Annotated in this window: 21 protein-coding genes; 20 read left to right on the top strand and 1 reads right to left on the bottom strand. The window is 33.7% G+C overall.

Annotation, left to right across the window (positions count from 1 at the left end):
* Window positions 1-152: 152 nt before the first annotated feature.
* From hisG to C1A40_RS15565, 14 genes are all read left to right on the top strand, one after another.
* On the top strand, window positions 153-1,010 hold the full coding sequence (gene hisG / locus C1A40_RS15630) for an ATP phosphoribosyltransferase (protein WP_102997239.1): 858 nt from the start codon (window positions 153-155) through the stop codon (window positions 1,008-1,010).
* A gap of 10 nt (window positions 1,011-1,020) precedes the next feature.
* On the top strand, window positions 1,021-2,304 hold the full coding sequence (gene hisD, locus C1A40_RS15625) for a histidinol dehydrogenase (RefSeq protein ID WP_102997238.1): 1,284 nt from the start codon (window positions 1,021-1,023) through the stop codon (window positions 2,302-2,304).
* A gap of 85 nt (window positions 2,305-2,389) precedes the next feature.
* The gene (gene hisC, locus C1A40_RS15620) at window positions 2,390-3,433 is read left to right on the top strand and encodes a histidinol-phosphate transaminase (RefSeq protein WP_102996710.1); all 1,044 of its coding nucleotides are present in this window, start codon (window positions 2,390-2,392) and stop codon (window positions 3,431-3,433) included.
* 160 nt (window positions 3,434-3,593) lie between these two features.
* Window positions 3,594-3,758: a GNAT family N-acetyltransferase gene (locus C1A40_RS15615; protein ID WP_102996709.1), complete on the top strand. Its 165-nt coding sequence runs from the start codon at window positions 3,594-3,596 to the stop codon at window positions 3,756-3,758.
* Between the two features lie 153 nt (window positions 3,759-3,911).
* Complete coding sequence (gene hisB, locus C1A40_RS15610; RefSeq protein ID WP_102996708.1) at window positions 3,912-5,048, top strand: bifunctional histidinol-phosphatase/imidazoleglycerol-phosphate dehydratase HisB; 1,137 nt, start codon at window positions 3,912-3,914, stop codon at window positions 5,046-5,048.
* 90 nt (window positions 5,049-5,138) lie between these two features.
* Window positions 5,139-5,804: an imidazole glycerol phosphate synthase subunit HisH gene (hisH, locus tag C1A40_RS15605; protein WP_102997237.1), complete on the top strand. Its 666-nt coding sequence runs from the start codon at window positions 5,139-5,141 to the stop codon at window positions 5,802-5,804.
* Window positions 5,805-5,817: 13 nt separating this feature from the next.
* The gene (locus C1A40_RS15600) at window positions 5,818-6,084 is read left to right on the top strand and encodes a GIY-YIG nuclease family protein (RefSeq protein WP_241910438.1); all 267 of its coding nucleotides are present in this window, start codon (window positions 5,818-5,820) and stop codon (window positions 6,082-6,084) included.
* Between the two features lie 56 nt (window positions 6,085-6,140).
* Entirely contained in the window at window positions 6,141-6,875 is a 735-nt protein-coding gene (gene hisA / locus C1A40_RS15595) for a 1-(5-phosphoribosyl)-5-[(5-phosphoribosylamino)methylideneamino]imidazole-4-carboxamide isomerase (RefSeq protein ID WP_067149332.1), read from the top strand.
* Window positions 6,876-6,965: 90 nt separating this feature from the next.
* The gene (gene hisF, locus C1A40_RS15590; RefSeq protein WP_102996707.1) at window positions 6,966-7,721 is read left to right on the top strand and encodes an imidazole glycerol phosphate synthase subunit HisF; all 756 of its coding nucleotides are present in this window, start codon (window positions 6,966-6,968) and stop codon (window positions 7,719-7,721) included.
* A gap of 18 nt (window positions 7,722-7,739) precedes the next feature.
* Window positions 7,740-8,360: a bifunctional phosphoribosyl-AMP cyclohydrolase/phosphoribosyl-ATP diphosphatase HisIE gene (gene hisIE, locus C1A40_RS15585; RefSeq protein WP_277871408.1), complete on the top strand. Its 621-nt coding sequence runs from the start codon at window positions 7,740-7,742 to the stop codon at window positions 8,358-8,360.
* A gap of 9 nt (window positions 8,361-8,369) precedes the next feature.
* Window positions 8,370-9,146, top strand: coding sequence for a tRNA pseudouridine synthase A (locus tag C1A40_RS15580; protein WP_102996705.1), 777 nt, complete (start codon window positions 8,370-8,372; stop codon window positions 9,144-9,146).
* A 367-nt stretch (window positions 9,147-9,513) separates the two neighbouring features.
* Window positions 9,514-9,675 (top strand): DUF1328 domain-containing protein, encoded by a 162-nt coding sequence (locus C1A40_RS15575; protein WP_102996704.1) that lies wholly within the window; start codon window positions 9,514-9,516, stop codon window positions 9,673-9,675.
* Window positions 9,676-9,843: 168 nt separating this feature from the next.
* Window positions 9,844-10,035, top strand: a complete 192-nt coding sequence (locus C1A40_RS15570; RefSeq protein WP_102996703.1) for a hypothetical protein — start codon at window positions 9,844-9,846, stop codon at window positions 10,033-10,035.
* A 224-nt stretch (window positions 10,036-10,259) separates the two neighbouring features.
* On the top strand, window positions 10,260-10,940 hold the full coding sequence (locus C1A40_RS15565) for a DUF2461 domain-containing protein (RefSeq protein ID WP_102996702.1): 681 nt from the start codon (window positions 10,260-10,262) through the stop codon (window positions 10,938-10,940).
* Here C1A40_RS15565 and C1A40_RS15560 read toward each other — a convergent pair whose 3' ends face one another.
* A complete protein-coding gene (locus C1A40_RS15560) occupies window positions 10,941-11,357 on the bottom strand; it encodes a glyoxalase (protein WP_102996701.1) in 417 nt (138 codons plus the stop codon).
* Between the two features lie 234 nt (window positions 11,358-11,591).
* On the opposite strand from C1A40_RS15560, the gene C1A40_RS15555 reads away from it, so the two are divergent.
* The 6 genes from C1A40_RS15555 (at window position 11,592) to C1A40_RS15530 (ending at window position 17,834) form a co-directional block, all read left to right on the top strand.
* On the top strand, window positions 11,592-11,978 hold the full coding sequence (locus tag C1A40_RS15555; protein WP_102996700.1) for an acyl-CoA thioesterase: 387 nt from the start codon (window positions 11,592-11,594) through the stop codon (window positions 11,976-11,978).
* Between the two features lie 211 nt (window positions 11,979-12,189).
* On the top strand, window positions 12,190-13,584 hold the full coding sequence (gene leuC, locus C1A40_RS15550; protein WP_102996699.1) for a 3-isopropylmalate dehydratase large subunit: 1,395 nt from the start codon (window positions 12,190-12,192) through the stop codon (window positions 13,582-13,584).
* A gap of 85 nt (window positions 13,585-13,669) precedes the next feature.
* On the top strand, window positions 13,670-14,266 hold the full coding sequence (gene leuD, locus C1A40_RS15545) for a 3-isopropylmalate dehydratase small subunit (RefSeq protein WP_102996698.1): 597 nt from the start codon (window positions 13,670-13,672) through the stop codon (window positions 14,264-14,266).
* Between the two features lie 3 nt (window positions 14,267-14,269).
* On the top strand, window positions 14,270-15,793 hold the full coding sequence (locus C1A40_RS15540) for an alpha-isopropylmalate synthase regulatory domain-containing protein (protein ID WP_102996697.1): 1,524 nt from the start codon (window positions 14,270-14,272) through the stop codon (window positions 15,791-15,793).
* Between the two features lie 63 nt (window positions 15,794-15,856).
* Entirely contained in the window at window positions 15,857-16,915 is a 1,059-nt protein-coding gene (leuB, locus tag C1A40_RS15535) for a 3-isopropylmalate dehydrogenase (RefSeq protein ID WP_102996696.1), read from the top strand.
* A gap of 103 nt (window positions 16,916-17,018) precedes the next feature.
* The gene (locus C1A40_RS15530; protein ID WP_102996695.1) at window positions 17,019-17,834 is read left to right on the top strand and encodes a hypothetical protein; all 816 of its coding nucleotides are present in this window, start codon (window positions 17,019-17,021) and stop codon (window positions 17,832-17,834) included.
* The last annotated feature ends 15 nt before the right edge of the window (window positions 17,835-17,849 follow it).

Raw genomic sequence — 17,849 nt, 5'->3', positions numbered from 1 at the left:
CATACACATCATCATTTTCAGATTTGCACTCAAGCGAAATGAATTTGTATTGAATAAAATCAACATATAAATTAAACCCGTTTGAGACAATCAAGCGGGTTTTTATTTTTCAAAAATCAACTAAATTGTTTCAAACTCATAAAACCATTAAAATGAGTAAATTAAGAATTGCAGTACAAAAATCGGGTCGATTAAATGAAGATTCGATGAGAATTTTAAAAGATATCGGGATCTCAATCGACAATGGTATCGACCAGTTAAAAGCATCGGCTAGGAATTTTCCAGTTGAAGTTTTCTATTTAAGAAATGGCGATATTCCGCAGTATTTAAAAGATGGTGTTGTTGATGCGGCTATTATCGGTGAAAACGTTTTAATTGAAAAAGGCGCCGGAATTAACGTTGTAGAAAAGCTTGGTTTTTCTACCTGTCGTGTTTGTATTGCTGTACCAAAAACTACAAATTACAATTCAATTAAAGATTTAGAAGGTCAACGTATTGCGACTTCTTATCCGAATACCGTAGAAATGTATTTAAAGGAAAACGGTGTTAACGCAAACCTGCACATCATTAATGGTTCGGTAGAAATCGCTCCAAATATTGGGCTTGCTGATGCCATTTGTGATATAGTTTCTAGTGGAAGTACCTTGTTTAAAAATAACTTAAAAGAAGTAGAAACGATTTTAACTTCGGAAGCTGTTTTAGCAGTATCTCCTAAATTAACAGCCGAAAAACAAGACATTCTTGATACCATTCAATTTAGAATTAAATCGGTTTTAAAAGGAAGGGATTCTAAATATGTGTTATTAAACGCACCAAACGATAAAGTTCAAGACATTATTAATGTACTTCCAGGCATGAAAAGTCCAACCGTTTTGCCTTTGGCAGAAGAAGGATGGAGTTCGATTCACTCGGTAATTAGTAAGAATGAATTTTGGAATGTTATCGACGACCTAAAAGCTAAGGGTGCTCAAGGTATTTTAGTTTGTCCGATTGAAAAAATGGTTCTATAATAGATTTATCATGCAAATCATAAATAACCCAAATCGTGAAGACTGGTCGGAAATTTTAAAACGACCAACTCAAACGGTGAACGATATAGAAGACACTGTTAATGCGATTTTCAAAGAAGTTGCTGAAGACAAAGAAACTGCCATTAAAAAATATACATTAAAGTTTGATGGGGTAGATTTGAAAAGTAATGAAGTGACTTCCAATGAAATTGAAGAAGCCATTGCGCTTGTTCCAAAAAAACTTCAAGAGGCCATTAAACTGGCAAAATCTAATATTGAACGCTTTCATGGGATTCAAAAAACAGCGAAAGTTGAAATAGAAACTACAAATGGCGTACAATGTTGGCAGGAAAAACGTCCTATTCAAAAGGTAGGTTTGTATATTCCTGGAGGTACTGCACCCTTATTTTCAACCGTTTTAATGCTTGCTGTTCCAGCTCAAATTGCAGGTTGTAAAGAAATTGTACTATGCTCACCTCCTAATAAAGAAGGGAAATTAGCGCCAGAAATTTTATTCGCCGCACAATTATGTGGTGTGACTAAAATTATAAAAGTTGGGGGAATACAAGCTATAGCTGGGATGACTTTTGGTACGGAATCTATTCCTCAGGTTTATAAAATATTCGGACCAGGAAATCAGTTTGTTACGGTTGCAAAACAAATAGCAACCAAGTACGGTGTAGCCATCGATATGCCTGCTGGACCAAGTGAATTACTAGTAGTTGCCGATGATTCTGCAGATGCTTCATACGTGGCTTCAGATTTGTTAAGTCAGGCAGAACATGGTACCGATAGTCAGGTGATTCTGGTATCAACTTCTCAAGAATTAATTCAAGAAGTTTCGAAAGAAGTTGAAACACAGCTGGCCGTACTTCCGCGTAAAGCGATAGCAGAAAAATCTATAGCCAATTCTAAATTGATATTTGTTGAAAACGACAACTTAGCTTTAGAATTAATTGATGAATACGGTCCAGAACACTTCATTATCTGTTCAAAAAATGAAGATTTGTATGTAAATGGAATTAGTAATGCAGGTTCTGTTTTTATCGGAAACTATACTCCAGAAAGTGCCGGTGATTACGCTTCTGGAACCAATCATACCTTACCAACAAACGGATTTTCAAAAGCGTATTCGGGCGTAAATTTAGATAGTTTTATGAAGAGTATGACCTTTCAGAAAATATCGAAACAAGGCCTTTTAAATATTGGAGAAACCATAGAACTTATGGCAGAAGCTGAAGGTTTGCAAGCGCATAAAAACGCGGTTTCAATTCGATTAAAAGATTTAAAATAAAAGTAGTGTCATACTGAACTTGTTTCAGTATCACATCAAGATAAATTAACATTGAGACACTGAAATAAATTCAGTGTGACGAAAAATGAATATTCAAGATTTAATAAGACCAACCATAAAGGCGCTTAAACCATATTCGTCTGCAAGGGATGAATTTCAAGGCAATAGTGATGCGATGGTGTTTTTAGATGCTAACGAGAATCCGTATGAAAACGGTGTTAATCGTTATCCCGATCCGCAACAACGCTCGGTAAAATCGTTATTGTCGGAGATCAAAAATGTACCTACTAAAAACATGCTTTTAGGAAATGGTAGCGACGAAGTTTTAGATTTGATTTTTAGAGCTTTTTGTGAGCCTAATGAGGATAATATCATCACTTTACCACCAACTTACGGGATGTACAGTGTGTTGGCAAATATCAATGCAGTTGCCATAAAAGAGGTGCAATTAGATGCCGAATTTCAACCAAAAGTAGATGCTATTTTAAATGCAGCAGATGCGCATAGTAAATTATTATTTATCTGTTCACCTAACAATCCAACGGGTAATAGTTTTGCTTCCGAAGCGATTTCAAATTTGCTTAAAAGTTTTAAGGGCATTGTGGTTATTGATGAAGCTTACATCGATTTTTCAAACGAAGAAAGTTGGGCAAGCAGGTTATTAGAATTCCCAAATTTAATTGTCACTCAAACGCTTTCAAAAGCTTATGGTTTGGCAGGGATTCGTTTAGGACTTTGTTTTGCTTCCGAAGAAATTATTTCGGTTTTAAATCGTATTAAACCACCTTACAATGTTAATGAATTAACGCAGTTAAAGGCCATTGAACAACTTCAAAATAAAGCTTTAACCGATAAACAAGTTTCTGTGATTTTAGAAGAACGCGATTTATTGGTGGCTTCGTTGAAAACGGTGGATTATGTTTCTGAAATCTATCCTTCTGATGCCAATTTTGTTTTAGCGAAAGTTGATGATGCTACAAAACGTTACAACCAACTCATAGAAAAAGGGATCGTTATTAGAAACAGAACGACACAGCCCGGTTGTGAAAACACATTGAGGTTTACTGTTGGGACGCCTGAAGAAAATAAGAAATTGATTGAAGAATTAAAAAGTTTAAGTACACTCTAAATTTTTTTATGAAGTTGGGATTTGTCTTAACTAAAAAATGAATAAAGAACTATATCCATTTATAATTATAAAAAGGAAAACTAACAAGTCAATTGGTTTAACGATGTTTGGAAATATTAATTTTCAGAATAAAAGATTAGAGATTGGATGGACATGACTTGTGGAAAAATATAAAGGTACTGGTTTAAATGCATCATGCAAAAAATTGCTTTTAGATTATTGTTTTAATGAATTAGACTTACGTCACGTAGAGTTTAAAATTGATATTAAAAATGTGAAATCGCAAAAAGCTATTGAAAAGCTTGGTGCTTTTAAGAGATTATAATTTTCAGTCTTATGGGAACAGTGCTGGCACTTATGTGTATAGTATCATAAGAGATGAATGGAATAGAGCATAATTTATATTCTGTATTTGATGCAGGGTTTTAGTAGAATTATTAATTAAAAATAGATTTCTGCTTTCGCAGAAATTAAAAAAATGAAGAAAGTATTATTTATAGACCGCGATGGTACGCTTGTTTTGGAGCCACCAGTTGATTACCAACTTGATAGTTTAGAAAAATTAGAATTTTACCCGAAAGTTTTTCAATACATGGCTAAAATTGCAAGTGAATTGGATTACGAATTGGTGATGGTAACGAATCAGGATGGTTTAGGAACCGATTCTTTTCCTGAAGACACGTTTTGGCCGGCTCAAAATAAAGTGATTTCAGCTTTTGAAAAAGAAGGCGTTGTATTCACTGATATTCATATAGATAAAACCTTTCCGCATGAAAATGCAGAAACACGTAAGCCGAAAACAGGACTGCTGACTAAATATTTCTCTGAGGAATATGATTTGGAAAATTCTTTTGTATTAGGAGATCGGATTACCGATATGGAATTGGCTAAAAACCTTGGAGCTAAAGGTATTTACCTTTCTGAAAACCCAGAATTGGGTGCCGATGAAATTGAAGCTTCTCAAAAGGAAATTAACGATTGTATTGCACTTACCAGCACCGATTGGAAAGCCATTTACGAATTTTTAAAGTTGCAAGATCGTGTTGCTGAGATTACTAGAATCACCAATGAAACACAGATTTACATCAAATTAAACCTTGATGGCTCTGGAAAAAATGATATCAGCACAGGGTTATCTTTTTTCGATCATATGTTAGATCAAATTGGGCGTCATGGTGCTATGGATTTAACTATTAAAGTGAATGGCGATTTAGAAGTCGATGAGCATCATACCATTGAAGATACTATGATTGCCTTTGGAGAATTATTCAACAAAGCTTTAGGTAATAAATTAGGCATAGAACGTTACGGATTTTGCTTACCAATGGATGATTGTTTAGCCCAGGTTGCTGTTGATTTTGGAGGTAGAAATTGGCTAGAATGGGATGCCGAATTTAAACGTGAAAAAATAGGGGATATGCCTACTGAAATGTTTTATCACCTGTTTAAATCGTTTACAGATGGTGCGAAATGTAATTTAAACATTAAAGCTGAAGGAGTAAACGAGCATCATAAAATTGAAGGTATTTTCAAAGCTTTTGCTAAAGCCATGAAAATGGCGGTAAAACGTGATGCAAACAAAATGTTTTTACCGAGTACAAAAGGTATGCTATAGGCCCCCCAACCCCCAAAAGGGAGAATTAAAAAGTTTCTAAAAAATGAAAATTCATAAGATAGCTAATTAACAATGAGTGAGTTTAAAGACATGAGTGAGAGTTCTTCCCCTTCGGGGAAGCCAGAAGGGGCTTCTAAGGCTTCGGTTGTCATCATAAATTACGGCGCTGGAAATATTAAAAGCATACAATTTGCTTTTAAACGTTTGGGAGTTGATGCTATTTTGTCTAACAATCCAGATGAGATTTTAGCAGCCGATAAAATTATTTTCCCAGGTGTTGGCGAAGCGAGTTCTGCCATGAAAATGCTTAAGGAAAGTGGTTTAGATACTTTAATTCCAAAGCTAAAACAACCCGTATTAGGGATTTGTTTAGGTATGCAACTCATGTGTTTATCTACCGAAGAAGGGCATTGTGATGGACTAGGTATTTTTCAAACCCATGTAAAACGTTTTTCTAACGATGTTAAAGTGCCACAAATGGGTTGGAATGTAATAAAAGATTTGAAATCCGATTTATTTAAAGGTATAAAAGAAAACGAATACATGTATCTTGTGCATAGTTATTACGCCGAGCATTGTAATGAAACCATTTCAAAAACTGATTACGGTATTAACTATGCTTCAGCTTTACAGCATAATAATTTTTATGGGGTTCAATTTCATCCAGAGAAGAGTGGAATTCAAGGTCAAAAAATTTTAGAAAATTTTTTGAATCTTGAATTCCATTCTGAACTTGTTTCAGAATCTGTTACTTAAAATTATTATTAAATTGAAATTTTATTGCTATATACTATCAAATAAAAATAGAACAACATTATATGTTGGTTATACAAGCGATTTAGCCAAGAGAATTGAAGCTCATAAAAAAGGAATTAGAGCGCTATTCACAAAAAAATACAATGTTACAGAATTAGTTTATTTTGAAGAGTTCACAAATATTGATTTAGCAAGAAATAGAGAAAAACAATTAAAAAATTGGCATAAAGAATGGAAATGGAATTTAATAAAGAATTCTAATCCCAATTTAAAACATTAGGAATATAATAAAAAGACCCTGAAATTAATTCAGGGTTGATTAACAAGTTAATCAAAATGAGAATCATACCAGCCATAGATATCATAGACGGAAAATGTGTGCGTCTTACAAAAGGTGATTACGACACCAAAAAAGTGTATAATGAAAACCCTTTGGAAGTTGCCAAAATGTTTGAAGCTTCGGGCATTGAAAATTTACACCTTGTAGATTTAGATGGCGCAAAAGCCAAGCATATTGTAAATTATAAGGTGTTGGAACAAATAGCAGCTAAAACCAAGTTGAAAATTGATTTTGGTGGCGGTTTAAAATCCGATGAAGATTTACATATTGCTTTTAACTCTGGAGCGAGACAAATAACCGGAGGTAGTATTGCTGTAAAAGATCCAGAAATTTTTGAGGGATGGATAGAAAAATACGGTAGTGAAAAAATTATTTTAGGAGCAGACAGTAACGCTGGAAAAGTAGCGATTAGTGGTTGGCAAGAAGATAGTGAGGAGGAGCTTATTCCGTTTATTAAGGGTTATCAAAATAAAGGTATTAAGTATGTGATTTGCACCGATATTTCTAAGGATGGTATGCTTGAAGGACCATCGTTTGAGTTGTATAAACAAATCTTGGCTGAGTGTTCTAGCCAAAGTAGTGGGCAGTCTATTAAATTAATCGCTTCTGGTGGAATTTCAGAAATTGGTGAATTGCCAAAATTAAAAGACCTAGGCTGTGAAGGCGTAATTGTTGGAAAAGCCATTTATGAAAACCGTATTAGTTTACATCAATTAGAAAAATACGTTTAAAGTATTGTTTTTTCTATTTCCGCGAAAGCGGAAATCTAATTAATTGGATAAGGATTTCCACCTCGATGGAAACTCAAAAAAAGAAATTAAATGTTAACAAAAAGAATAGTTCCTTGTTTAGATATTAAAAATGGACGTACCGTAAAAGGTGTGAATTTTGTAGATTTGCGTGATGCGGGAGATCCCGTAGTGTTAGCTAAACAATATGCCGATCAAGGGGCTGATGAGTTGGTTTTTTTAGATATCGCTGCGACCTTAGAAGGAAGAGGAACTACTTTAGATATGGTTTTACGTGTTGCCGAGCAAGTTAATATTCCTTTTACCGTAGGTGGAGGTATATCATCCGTAGAACATGTCGATGCGCTTTTACAATGTGGTGCCGATAAGGTTTCTATAAATTCATCGGCGGTTAAACGCCCCGATTTGATTAATGAATTATCTAATAAATTTGGTAGTCAGTGTGTGGTAGTTGCCATTGATGCCAAGCAAGTAGAAGGGCAGTGGAAAGTACATTTAGCTGGTGGAAGCATACCAACAGAAATTGATTTGTTCGAATGGGCTAAGGAAGTGGAACAACGTGGTGCTGGTGAAATTTTATTCACCTCGATGAACCATGATGGTACCAAAAACGGATTTGCTAATGAAGCTTTGGCTAAATTATCGGATACTTTAAATATTCCAATAATTGCATCTGGCGGAGCAGGAAATGTTCAGCATTTTATAGATACTTTTAAAGACGGAAAATCGGACGCAGCATTAGCAGCTAGTGTGTTTCATTTTGGCGAAATCCCAATTCCGCAGCTAAAAAAAGAGCTGAAAAAAAATAACATAGAAGTACGACTTTAAGTCGTCAATTCTGAACTTATTTCAGAATCATATAAAGAAATTATCATGACAATTAAATACGACTCAAACGGACTCGTTCCAGCGATTATTCAAGATGCTACAACAGCTAAAGTATTGATGCTAGGGTATATGAATGAAGCATCCTACCAAAAAACCATTGAAACCAATAAGGTTACTTTTTTTAGTAGAAGTAAACAGCGTTTATGGACGAAAGGTGAAGAAAGTGGTAACTTTTTAAATCTTGTGAGTATTAAAAATGATTGTGATAATGATTCGCTTTTAATTCAAGTAAATCCCGTAGGTCCTACTTGCCATAAAGGAACAGATACCTGTTGGGCTGAAGAAAACGCATCGTCTTATGGGTTCTTTTCTACTTTAGAAGATGTGATTGCAGAGCGTGTTGCTAATAAAGACACCAAAAAATCTTATGTAGCCAGTTTGTTTGCAAAGGGGATTAATAAAGTCGCTCAAAAAGTTGGTGAAGAGGCTGTTGAAACCGTTATTGAAGCCATGGATAACAATGATGAATTGTTTTTATATGAGTCTGCCGATTTGTTATTTCACTACCTCATGTTACTTCAAGCTAAAGGATTTACCCTTAAAGATATTGAAGCCGAATTAAAAGGAAGACACAAGTAATTCCGTGGTTTGAAAAAGTTTTTCTACGTTTTTAACATACAATATTTAGGATATCGTTTTCACGGATGGCAAAAACAGCCAGATGTGAAAACGTTGCACCTTATGGTGGATAGAACTCTAAATTATATCCTGGAAGGTAAACCGTTTAAGAGTTTAAGTTCTGGGCGTACTGATGCCATGGTTTCGGCAGAATGTGCAGCTTTCGAATTATTTTTACAGGAACCCATTGAAGATCAGGAGGCTTTTCTTGAATTATTTAATTATAATTTGCCTCAAGATATTCGGGCTTTAAGTATTCGAGAAGTTGATGCTAAATTTAATATTATTAATAACTCGAAAATTAAAGAGTATTTATATTTATTCACTTACGGTGAAAAGTGCCATCCTTTTTGCGCACCAATTATGACGACCATTTTAGATGATTTGGATATCGAATTGATGAAAGAAGGAGCGAAACTTTTTGAAGGTGAACACTATGTGCGTTCCTACTGCTACAAACCAACCGATAATGGTATTTACACAAGAGAAATTCTAACTTGTGAATTGGTTGAAAACACAATCTATACCGCCAATTACTTTCCGAAACAATCTTACATTTTACGTGTTAGGGGTAAAGGGTTCATGCGTAATCAAATTCGTTTAATGATGGGAACCCTTATCGATTTAGGGAAAGGCAAGCTCACATTAGAAGATATTCGCGTTAGTTTACTTCCAGATAGTAAAGTGAAAATGGAGTATATTGCCCCAGCTTCAGGGTTGATCTTGAATAAAATAGATTTTATTTAAATTTTTATCTATTGAATAATTTTCATACGTATTTAATGAGGTTCCTGTGTCATTTTTATCACAAAATGACCATTTAAAGCATGTCCTTGAATGATTTTATTATATTTTAAAAAAATAGTGTAATTTATTTATTTTCAATACGTTATACAGTAATTTTTCTTTTTTGTAAGTAAATGGGTTGAATTTTGTTTTTATGAGCTAAAATTATTTTCCCTTTGTAAGGATTAATTTACTAACTTTAGTTTGCTGAAATTAAGCGTTATGTTATTCCATGTATAACTCTTAAAATTAGTCATTTACAAATCTCTAATAATTAGAGTAAGTTTACTTCATGCGTAAACTTTATCTATAATAAAAATCAAAAATTATGTTACGTTGGACCATCACTTTTATTATTATTGCTTTAATCGCTGGAGTTTTAGGCTTCGGAGGAGTAGCTGGAGCATCAGCTGGAATTGCTAAAATTTGCTTCTATATATTCATTATTTTATTTATTCTGTCCTTATTAAGAGGTGTGATGAAAAAGTAAAAGCATACTAAACACAAATTGATTGTCTTTCAATTAATTTAAATAAATATTAATGTTTTTTGAAGGCTTTAGTTATTTCATAGGTATTTCATGAAAAACTACGACCTAACAATTAGCATCAAATTATTTTTATAATAAATTTAAATAGTATCATAAACAATTTACGTTATGAAAAAACTTATATTATTACTATCATTATTATTTACTATATCAACTGTATTAACTAGCTGCAGAGAAAAAAAAGAAACTCCTAGCGAAAAAATAGAAGAAGCTGTAGATGATACAGGAGACGCTATTGAGGATGCTGCAGATGATGTTGAAGATGCCGTTGATGACGTTGTGGATGAAATTGAAAATTAATAATACTTTAAATCCATGTGAAAAGGCATGGTGTTTTTAATACATATAAACTAAAAAAGAGGCTGTACAAAAAGTAAAATTTTCGCCAACCTGAACTTGATTCAAGTTCTCATAACGACTGGTTATCAGTGTGATGAGATTCTGAAATAAATTCAGAATGACGTGTTTAATACTTTTTAGACGGCCTCTTTTTGTATTTTTAAAATTTAAAATTAAAACAAATTATGAGTTTAGTATTGCAACCTTCTGTTTTTGATTTCTTTAAAAGATTAGAAAAAAACAACAACCGCGATTGGTTTAATGAAAATAAACAGGAGTTTAAAGCCATAGAAAGTGAAGTGAAAACGTTCTATAATACGGTTTTAAATCAACTAAATACTCATGATGAAATTGATAAACTTAAAATTTTTAGAATTTACCGAGATGTACGGTTTTCAAAAAATAAATTACCTTATAAAACGCATTTCGGTGGTTTATTTCACAGAGTTAAACCGCGTTTAAGGGGAGGCTACTATCTACATATTCAACCAAATAATGAAAGTTTTATTGCTACAGGATTTTGGGATCCAGCCAAAGAAGATCTATTAAGAATTAGAAAAGAATTTGAAATGGACGACTCTGAAATCCGAGACATCATAGAAGAAAAATCATTTAAAGCCGTTTGGGGTGAATTTGTTGGTGATGAAGTTAAAACAGCACCTAAAGGATTTAGTAAAGACCATAAATCCATCGATTTAATAAGAAAAAAGCAATTTTTATTTGTTAAAAAGTATAGCGATAAAGCGGTTTTAGATGCTCATTTTCTAAAAAATATAAGCCAGGCGTTCAAAACAATTCGCCCATATTTTGATTATATGAGTGATGTTTTAACCACAGATTTAAATGGTGTTTCAATAATTGAGTAACTAAACAGCTTTAAGAAATTCAGGATTGTCAAATAATTGTATTTGACTTAGTAATCGTTCTTTTACAATATTCATCATCCTTTTGTTTAGAGCAGAAGAATTTTCAATATAAATGAGGTATTCTTCAACAGTAAACTGACCGATAATCATGCCTTTCATAGAATTTCTAAGCTTCATGTCTCTTTGTATGGCATTTTCTATGTAAGTCTTGCGTTTTTCTAAAGTGAATTCATGAAAAACAGATTTGTGTTTTCGAATGTAATTTTTGAAAACTTCTATGAGCAAATCATTCTGTAGCTTTATAATTGGTCTCAGGACTAAATTTTGAAACCGCTCGTCTTTACTCATGTTATCCTTAATAGTCTCGCCTAAAATCTCAGGTCGAATGTTGGTCAGATTTGATTGTCTAGTGTTCATTTTTAGGAGATTTTTACTAAAAATAGATATAATAAGAAGGTTTGATGTAAAATTAACTTTATAATTATTAACGGTTTTATTAACATTCGAGAATTTCTTACCTTTAAAAATTTTATAAAAAGTATGGGTTTCACTTGCTATCTATGACCTTTATAAACTTTTATTTTTACATAAATAACCCTTGCATTTTAGCTAAAAAAAAAGACAAAAACTTTTAATACTTAAATATAAAATATGAATTTTCACACAAGAAAATGGATTAAACCAGAAGATTTAAATGCTAATGGTACCTTATTTGGAGGCCGTTTATTAGATTGGATTGACGAAGAAGCAGCGCTCTATACGATTATTCAATTAGAAAACCCTAAAGTAGTAACTAAATATATTAGTGAGATTGATTTTAGAGCTTCAGCAAAACAGGGTGATATCATTGAAATTGGTATCAGTCCTGTGAAATTTGGAAAAGCCTCGTTAACCTTAAGTTGTGAAGTTAGAAATAAAATGACTCGGGAAACCATTATTACCATTTCAAATATCGTTATGGTTAATGTTGGACCAGATGGTAAGCCTTTAGCTCACGGTAAAACTAAGGTAGAATACGTTAAAGATAGGCTAGAATAATAATGATTGAAAATTGCAATCAATTTTAATAATCTGTTGAAAAAAATGCAGTTTATGTCGTATCCACTGTTAATTTTATAAAAATTTAATAACAAAGAGGTATTAAGTTTTTAATAATTGTAATAAAACATAAATTTGTATGACTTAAAAAGCTATGCATACCTTGATCAATTCGGTTTGAAGGTATTTTAATACATATAATAAAAAAATTATGAGTAAATCATTGTTTGACAAAGTGTGGGATTCACATGTTGTAAGAAAAATTGAAGATGGTCCAGATGTTTTGTATATCGATCGTCATTTAATCCATGAAGTAACCAGTCCTGTGGCATTTGTTGGTTTAAAGAGTAGGGGTTTAACAGTATTATATCCAAAGCGTACTTTTGCAGTTGCCGATCATAATACGCCTACCATTAACCAGCATTTACCAGTAGAAGACCCGTTGTCTGCTAATCAATTAAAAACATTAGAAAATAACGCGAATGAATATGGTATTAGTCACTGGGGACTAGGACACCAAAATAATGGTATTGTTCACGTTGTAGGACCAGAGAATGGTATTACACTACCAGGAGCAACTATTGTTTGTGGAGATTCACATACGTCAACTCATGGTGCTTTTGGAGCCATTGCTTTTGGTATTGGTACGTCAGAAGTAGAAATGGTGCTTACTACACAATGTATTATGCAGCCTAAGCCTAAAAAAATGCGTATCAACATTAATGGGCCTTTAAGTAAAGGGGTTACACCTAAAGATGTTGGTCTTTATATCATTTCACAATTAACAACTTCTGGGGCTACTGGATATTTTGTTGAGTACGCTGGTGATGTTTTCGAGAATATGAGTATGGAAGGCCGTATGACGGTTTGTAACCTATCTATAGAAATGGGTGCCCGTGGTGGTATGATTGCTCCAGATGAAAAAACTTTCGAATACATTAAAGGGCGTCCTATGACTCCTAAAGGAGCTGATTGGGATAAAGCCATGGCGTATTGGGAAACTTTAAAAACGGACGAAGGTGTTGTGTTTGATAAAGAATATACTTTTGATGCAAGTGATATTGAGCCTATGATTACCTACGGAACAAATCCAGGTATGGGTATGGGTATTTCTAAAAACATCCCATCTGCTGAATCTGTTGAAGGTGGTAAAGCAACTTACGATAAGTCTTTAGCTTACATGGGTTATGCTGAAGATGAGCAAATGATTGGAAAGAAAATTGATTACGTATTTATTGGTTCTTGTACTAATGGACGTATTGAAGATTTCCGTGCTTTTGCATCGATTGTAAAAGGAAGAAAAAAGGCTGATAATGTAACAGCTTGGTTAGTGCCAGGTTCACACATTGTTGAAGCCAAAATAAAAGAAGAAGGTTTGTTAGATATTTTTGAAGAAGCTGGATTTGTACTTAGAGAACCAGGTTGTTCGGCTTGTTTAGCGATGAATGATGATAAAGTACCTGCAGGGAAATATGCGGTAAGTACATCAAACAGAAACTTTGAAGGTCGTCAAGGTCCTGGATCAAGAACCTTATTAGCTAGTCCTTTAGTGGCTGCTGCAGCTGCTGTAACTGGCGTTGTAACCGATCCTAGAGAACTTTTATAATTAATAATTAACAATGAAAGGTTGAAAAATAATGTAAAGGATTCAAAACCTTTCTCTTTTAACTTTTCACTTTTAACTTGAAAAAATGGCTTACGATAAATTTACAAAATTAACCAGTACTGCAGTTCCATTACCAATCGAGAACGTAGATACTGATCAAATTATACCAGCACGTTTTTTAAAAGCTACAACTCGTGATGGTTTTGGTGATAACTTATTCCGCGACTGGAGATACAATGGTGATGATACACCTAAAGAAGATTTCGTTTTAAACAACCCTATTTACAGTGGCAAAATCCTTGTAGGAGGAAAGAACTTTGGTTCTGGATCTTCAAGAGAGCACGCTGCTTGGGCGGTTTATGATTACGGATTTCGTTGCGTAGTATCTAGTTTCTTCGCAGATATCTTTAAAAATAACTGTTTGAACATTGGTGTATTACCAGTTCAAATTTCTCCAGAATTTTTGAATGAAATTTTTGAAGCGGTTTATGAAGATCCTAAAACGGAACTGGTAATCGATTTAGAGGCTCAAACAATTACATTACCATCATCTGGTACACAAGAATCATTTGATATTAATGGTTACAAAAAAGGTAACATGTTAAATGGTTTTGATGATATTGATTACTTACAGAGCATGAAAAGTGAGATTGAAAGTTTTACTGAAACACGCCCGTTCTAAAGCATGAGTTTTAGAAAAATAGAAATAATGGATACGACATTACGCGATGGTGAACAAACCTCGAGTGTGTCGTTTTCTGCTTCTGAGAAGTTGACAATCGCAAAGCTTTTACTTGAAGAATTAAAAGTGGATCGTATTGAAATTGCTTCGGCACGTGTGTCTGAGGGCGAGCTTCAAGCTGTAAAAGATGTTACGAAATGGGCAGCAGAAAATAATCATTTGTCAGCCGTAGAAGTTTTAACGTTTGTTGATAAAGGTGTTTCTATAAATTGGATGGTTGAAGCTGGTGCTAAAGTACAGAACCTACTAACGAAAGGTTCATTAAATCATTTAACTCACCAGCTTAAAAAGACTCCAAATCAACATTTTGAGGAAATAAAAGAAAATATTGATCTTGCTCAGAATCACGGTATCATTACCAATGTATATTTAGAAGATTGGAGTAATGGTATGCGAAATTCAAAAGCTTATGTTTATGAGTTTTTAGATTTCTTATCCTCACAAGCTGTAACACGAATTATGCTTCCAGATACTTTGGGGATATTAACTCCCGAAGAATCGTTTAACTTCATTAAAGAAATAAAGGAAGCTTATCCTAAAATGCATTTTGATTTCCATGCTCATAATGATTATGATTTAGGAGTAGCCAATGTTATGGCTGGTTTAAATGCTGGCGCCGATGGATTGCATCTTACGGTAAATGGAATGGGTGAGCGTGCTGGAAATGCACCGATGTCCAGTACCATAGCTGTAATTAACGATTTTATGCCGCACCTTAAAATTGGTGTAAATGAGAAGATGCTATACACGGTTAGTAAATTGGTAGAAAACTTTTCAGGATTAGTTATTCCTTCTAATAAACCTATAATTGGAGCGAATGTTTTTACGCAAACTGCTGGTATTCATGCCGATGGTGATAGTAAAAACAATCTCTATTTTAGCGATTTAATGCCAGAACGTTTCGGCAGAACTCGAAAGTATGCTTTAGGAAAGTCATCTGGTAAAGCTAATATTCAAAAGAATTTACAGGAACTCGGACTTCAACTTAACGACGCAGATTTAAAAAAGGTAACCCAACGAATTATTGAGTTGGGTGACAAGAAGCAAGTGGTAACCAAAGAGGATTTACCATATATCATTTCTGATGTTTTAGATAGAACGTATGAGGAAAAAGTAAAGGTAAACACCTACGTGTTAACGCATTCAAAAGGACTGAAACCTACAACTTCGGTATCCATTACTATAGAAGGTGAAACATTTGAAGAAAATGCACAGGGCGACGGACAATTTGATGCTTTTATGAATGCTATTAAAAGTATTTTCAAAAACGAACGTTTAATGGTTTTACCCGACTTAATCGATTATGCAGTAAGAATTCCGCCAGGAAGTCGATCGGATGCTTTATGTGAAACCATTATTACATGGAAAAACGAAAATAGAGAGTTTAAAACTAGAGGTTTAGATTCCGATCAAACGGTTTCAGCCATTATAGCAACCGAAAAAATGTTGAATATCATTATTAGTTAATTTAATAATTGAAATTTCAAATTAGTTACAATAAATAAATATAAAGACTAAAATAAATAAAAAATGAAATTTAATATAGCCCTTTTAGCTGGAGACGGCATAGGACCAGAAGTTATAGATCAAGCCGTGAAGGTAAGTGATGCTGTGGCTAAAAAATTCGGACATGAAATTACTTGGAAACCTGCTTTAACAGGTGCTGCTGCTATCGATGCAGTTGGAGAGCCTTACCCAGATGAAACTCATGAAATTTGTGCATCGTCTGATGCGGTTTTATTTGGAGCCATCGGTCACCCAAAGTATGATAATGATCCGTCTGCACCAGTAAGACCAGAACAAGGTTTACTTAAAATGCGTAAAAAATTAGGGTTGTTTGCTAATGTGCGTCCAACGTTCACTTTTCCATCATTATTAGATAAATCACCTTTAAAACAAGAGCGTATCGAAGGAACTGATTTGGTTTTCTTACGTGAATTAACTGGTGGTATTTACTTTGGAGAAAAGGGTAGAAGAGATGAAGGTGAAACCGCTTATGATAACTGCGTTTATACCAGAGCAGAGGTACAACGTCTAGCTAAAAAAGGTTTTGAATTAGCCATGACACGTTCTAAAAAACTTTGTTGTGTTGATAAAGCTAACGTTTTAGAAACGTCTCGTTTATGGAGAGAAACGGTTCAAGCTATGGAAAAAGATTATCCAGAAGTTGAAGTTAGCTATGAATTTGTTGATGCGGTAGCTATGCGTTTGGTGCAATGGCCAAATAGTTATGACGTATTAATTACTGAAAACCTTTTCGGAGATATTTTAACCGATGAAGCTTCAGTGATTTCTGGGTCTATGGGATTAATGCCATCGGCGTCTATGGGGGCTGATATTGCTTTATTCGAACCTATTCACGGATCATATCCACAAGCAACAGGTTTAAATATTGCCAATCCAATGGCTACAGTATTATCTGCTGCCATGATGTTCGAGACCGCTTTTAATTTACCGGAAGAAGGTAAGGCTATTAGAGACGCAGTAAACAAAGCTTTAGCCGAAGGTATTGTTACTGAAGATTTAGCCGATGGAGATAAAGCTTACGGTACTAAAGAAGTTGGAGACTATTTAGCTGCAAATATTTAATGAGTAAATAATTATTCAAATAATTTTATAATAACTCCGTTAAAGTTTTATCTTTCACGGAGTTTTTTTAAAAAAAAGGTTATTCGCTATAAAGTAAATTATTATGAGTAAAAAGGTTATAAAAATGTCGGATCATATAAGACAGTCTAACGAAGCTAAAGTGGGTTATAGCGAATTAATGGAAGGCTTTATTGGTCCGTTCGCCAAGGAATTTCCAGAGCACCATGACTCAGAAGACGTTATCAATTTTTCTATTAGAGCATGGAATTTAGCTAATTTGAAAGATATACTTCATGGTGAAGTTTTTGAAAACCTCTTAGAATTATCTGTTCAAGATCGTGAAGAAAAGGGTTTAATGACAAAAATGATTGAGCATAAGCGTTCAAAATTTCTAGAATACGATAATTTTATTATAGATTTTGAACTGAATGAATCTAAAAACAGCGAAATTAAGTTAACCATGGTCACTCAGGATAAGGAGTCTTATGTCTCTGATTTTTTCAATATGTCTGAGGATGATTTAGAAGACGAATTTTTTGAGAGAGAATTCGATGAAGATTTTGAAGAGAATTTTATTAATAGAAATGCCATTGTATTAAGTCCGAAGCAGCCATTTTACGATTGGTTAAATGAAGTGTTTCCAGAAGATGAGTTTTCAGAAGAGAATAATATAGATGGAGCGTATATTTATTTAATTGATAATAACATTGAAAATGCCTTAGAATTAAAAAAATGGCTCAGAAAAAAATTCGATAAATTTTTTACAAGAACGCTTGAAGATTGGCTTAGCAATAAAAAAGAATGGCCACAAAAACGTAATTTTAAAATGTTTAACGCGTGGTTTCATGTTAGTTGGTCTACTTCAGTTTTTGATTTAGAAGAAAGTCCTGTTTTAAAACATGACGATTTTGATTTTTAATAGGTAATAGTTTTG

This window comes from Tamlana carrageenivorans, from assembly GCF_002893765.1.
In the GTDB taxonomy this organism is placed as follows: domain Bacteria; phylum Bacteroidota; class Bacteroidia; order Flavobacteriales; family Flavobacteriaceae; genus Pseudotamlana; species Pseudotamlana carrageenivorans.
This window is presented reverse-complemented; position numbering and strand designations above follow the sequence as displayed.

Bases quoted from the DNA above. Each gene is read 5' to 3' on its own strand.
- hisG (WP_102997239.1), top strand. From the start codon at position 153: ATGAGTAAATTAAGAATTGCAGTACAAAAATCGGGTCGATTAAATGAA.
- hisD (WP_102997238.1), top strand. From the start codon at position 1,021: ATGCAAATCATAAATAACCCAAATCGTGAAGACTGGTCGGAAATTTTA.
- hisC (WP_102996710.1), top strand. From the start codon at position 2,390: ATGAATATTCAAGATTTAATAAGACCAACCATAAAGGCGCTTAAACCA.
- hisB (WP_102996708.1), top strand. From the start codon at position 3,912: ATGAAGAAAGTATTATTTATAGACCGCGATGGTACGCTTGTTTTGGAG.
- hisH (WP_102997237.1), top strand. From the start codon at position 5,139: ATGAGTGAGAGTTCTTCCCCTTCGGGGAAGCCAGAAGGGGCTTCTAAG.
- hisA (WP_067149332.1), top strand. From the start codon at position 6,141: ATGAGAATCATACCAGCCATAGATATCATAGACGGAAAATGTGTGCGT.
- hisF (WP_102996707.1), top strand. From the start codon at position 6,966: ATGTTAACAAAAAGAATAGTTCCTTGTTTAGATATTAAAAATGGACGT.
- C1A40_RS15575 (WP_102996704.1), top strand. From the start codon at position 9,514: ATGTTACGTTGGACCATCACTTTTATTATTATTGCTTTAATCGCTGGA.
- C1A40_RS15570 (WP_102996703.1), top strand. From the start codon at position 9,844: ATGAAAAAACTTATATTATTACTATCATTATTATTTACTATATCAACT.
- C1A40_RS15565 (WP_102996702.1), top strand. From the start codon at position 10,260: ATGAGTTTAGTATTGCAACCTTCTGTTTTTGATTTCTTTAAAAGATTA.
- C1A40_RS15560 (WP_102996701.1), bottom strand. From the start codon at position 11,357: ATGAACACTAGACAATCAAATCTGACCAACATTCGACCTGAGATTTTA.
- C1A40_RS15555 (WP_102996700.1), top strand. From the start codon at position 11,592: ATGAATTTTCACACAAGAAAATGGATTAAACCAGAAGATTTAAATGCT.
- leuC (WP_102996699.1), top strand. From the start codon at position 12,190: ATGAGTAAATCATTGTTTGACAAAGTGTGGGATTCACATGTTGTAAGA.
- leuD (WP_102996698.1), top strand. From the start codon at position 13,670: ATGGCTTACGATAAATTTACAAAATTAACCAGTACTGCAGTTCCATTA.
- C1A40_RS15540 (WP_102996697.1), top strand. From the start codon at position 14,270: ATGAGTTTTAGAAAAATAGAAATAATGGATACGACATTACGCGATGGT.
- leuB (WP_102996696.1), top strand. From the start codon at position 15,857: ATGAAATTTAATATAGCCCTTTTAGCTGGAGACGGCATAGGACCAGAA.
- C1A40_RS15530 (WP_102996695.1), top strand. From the start codon at position 17,019: ATGAGTAAAAAGGTTATAAAAATGTCGGATCATATAAGACAGTCTAAC.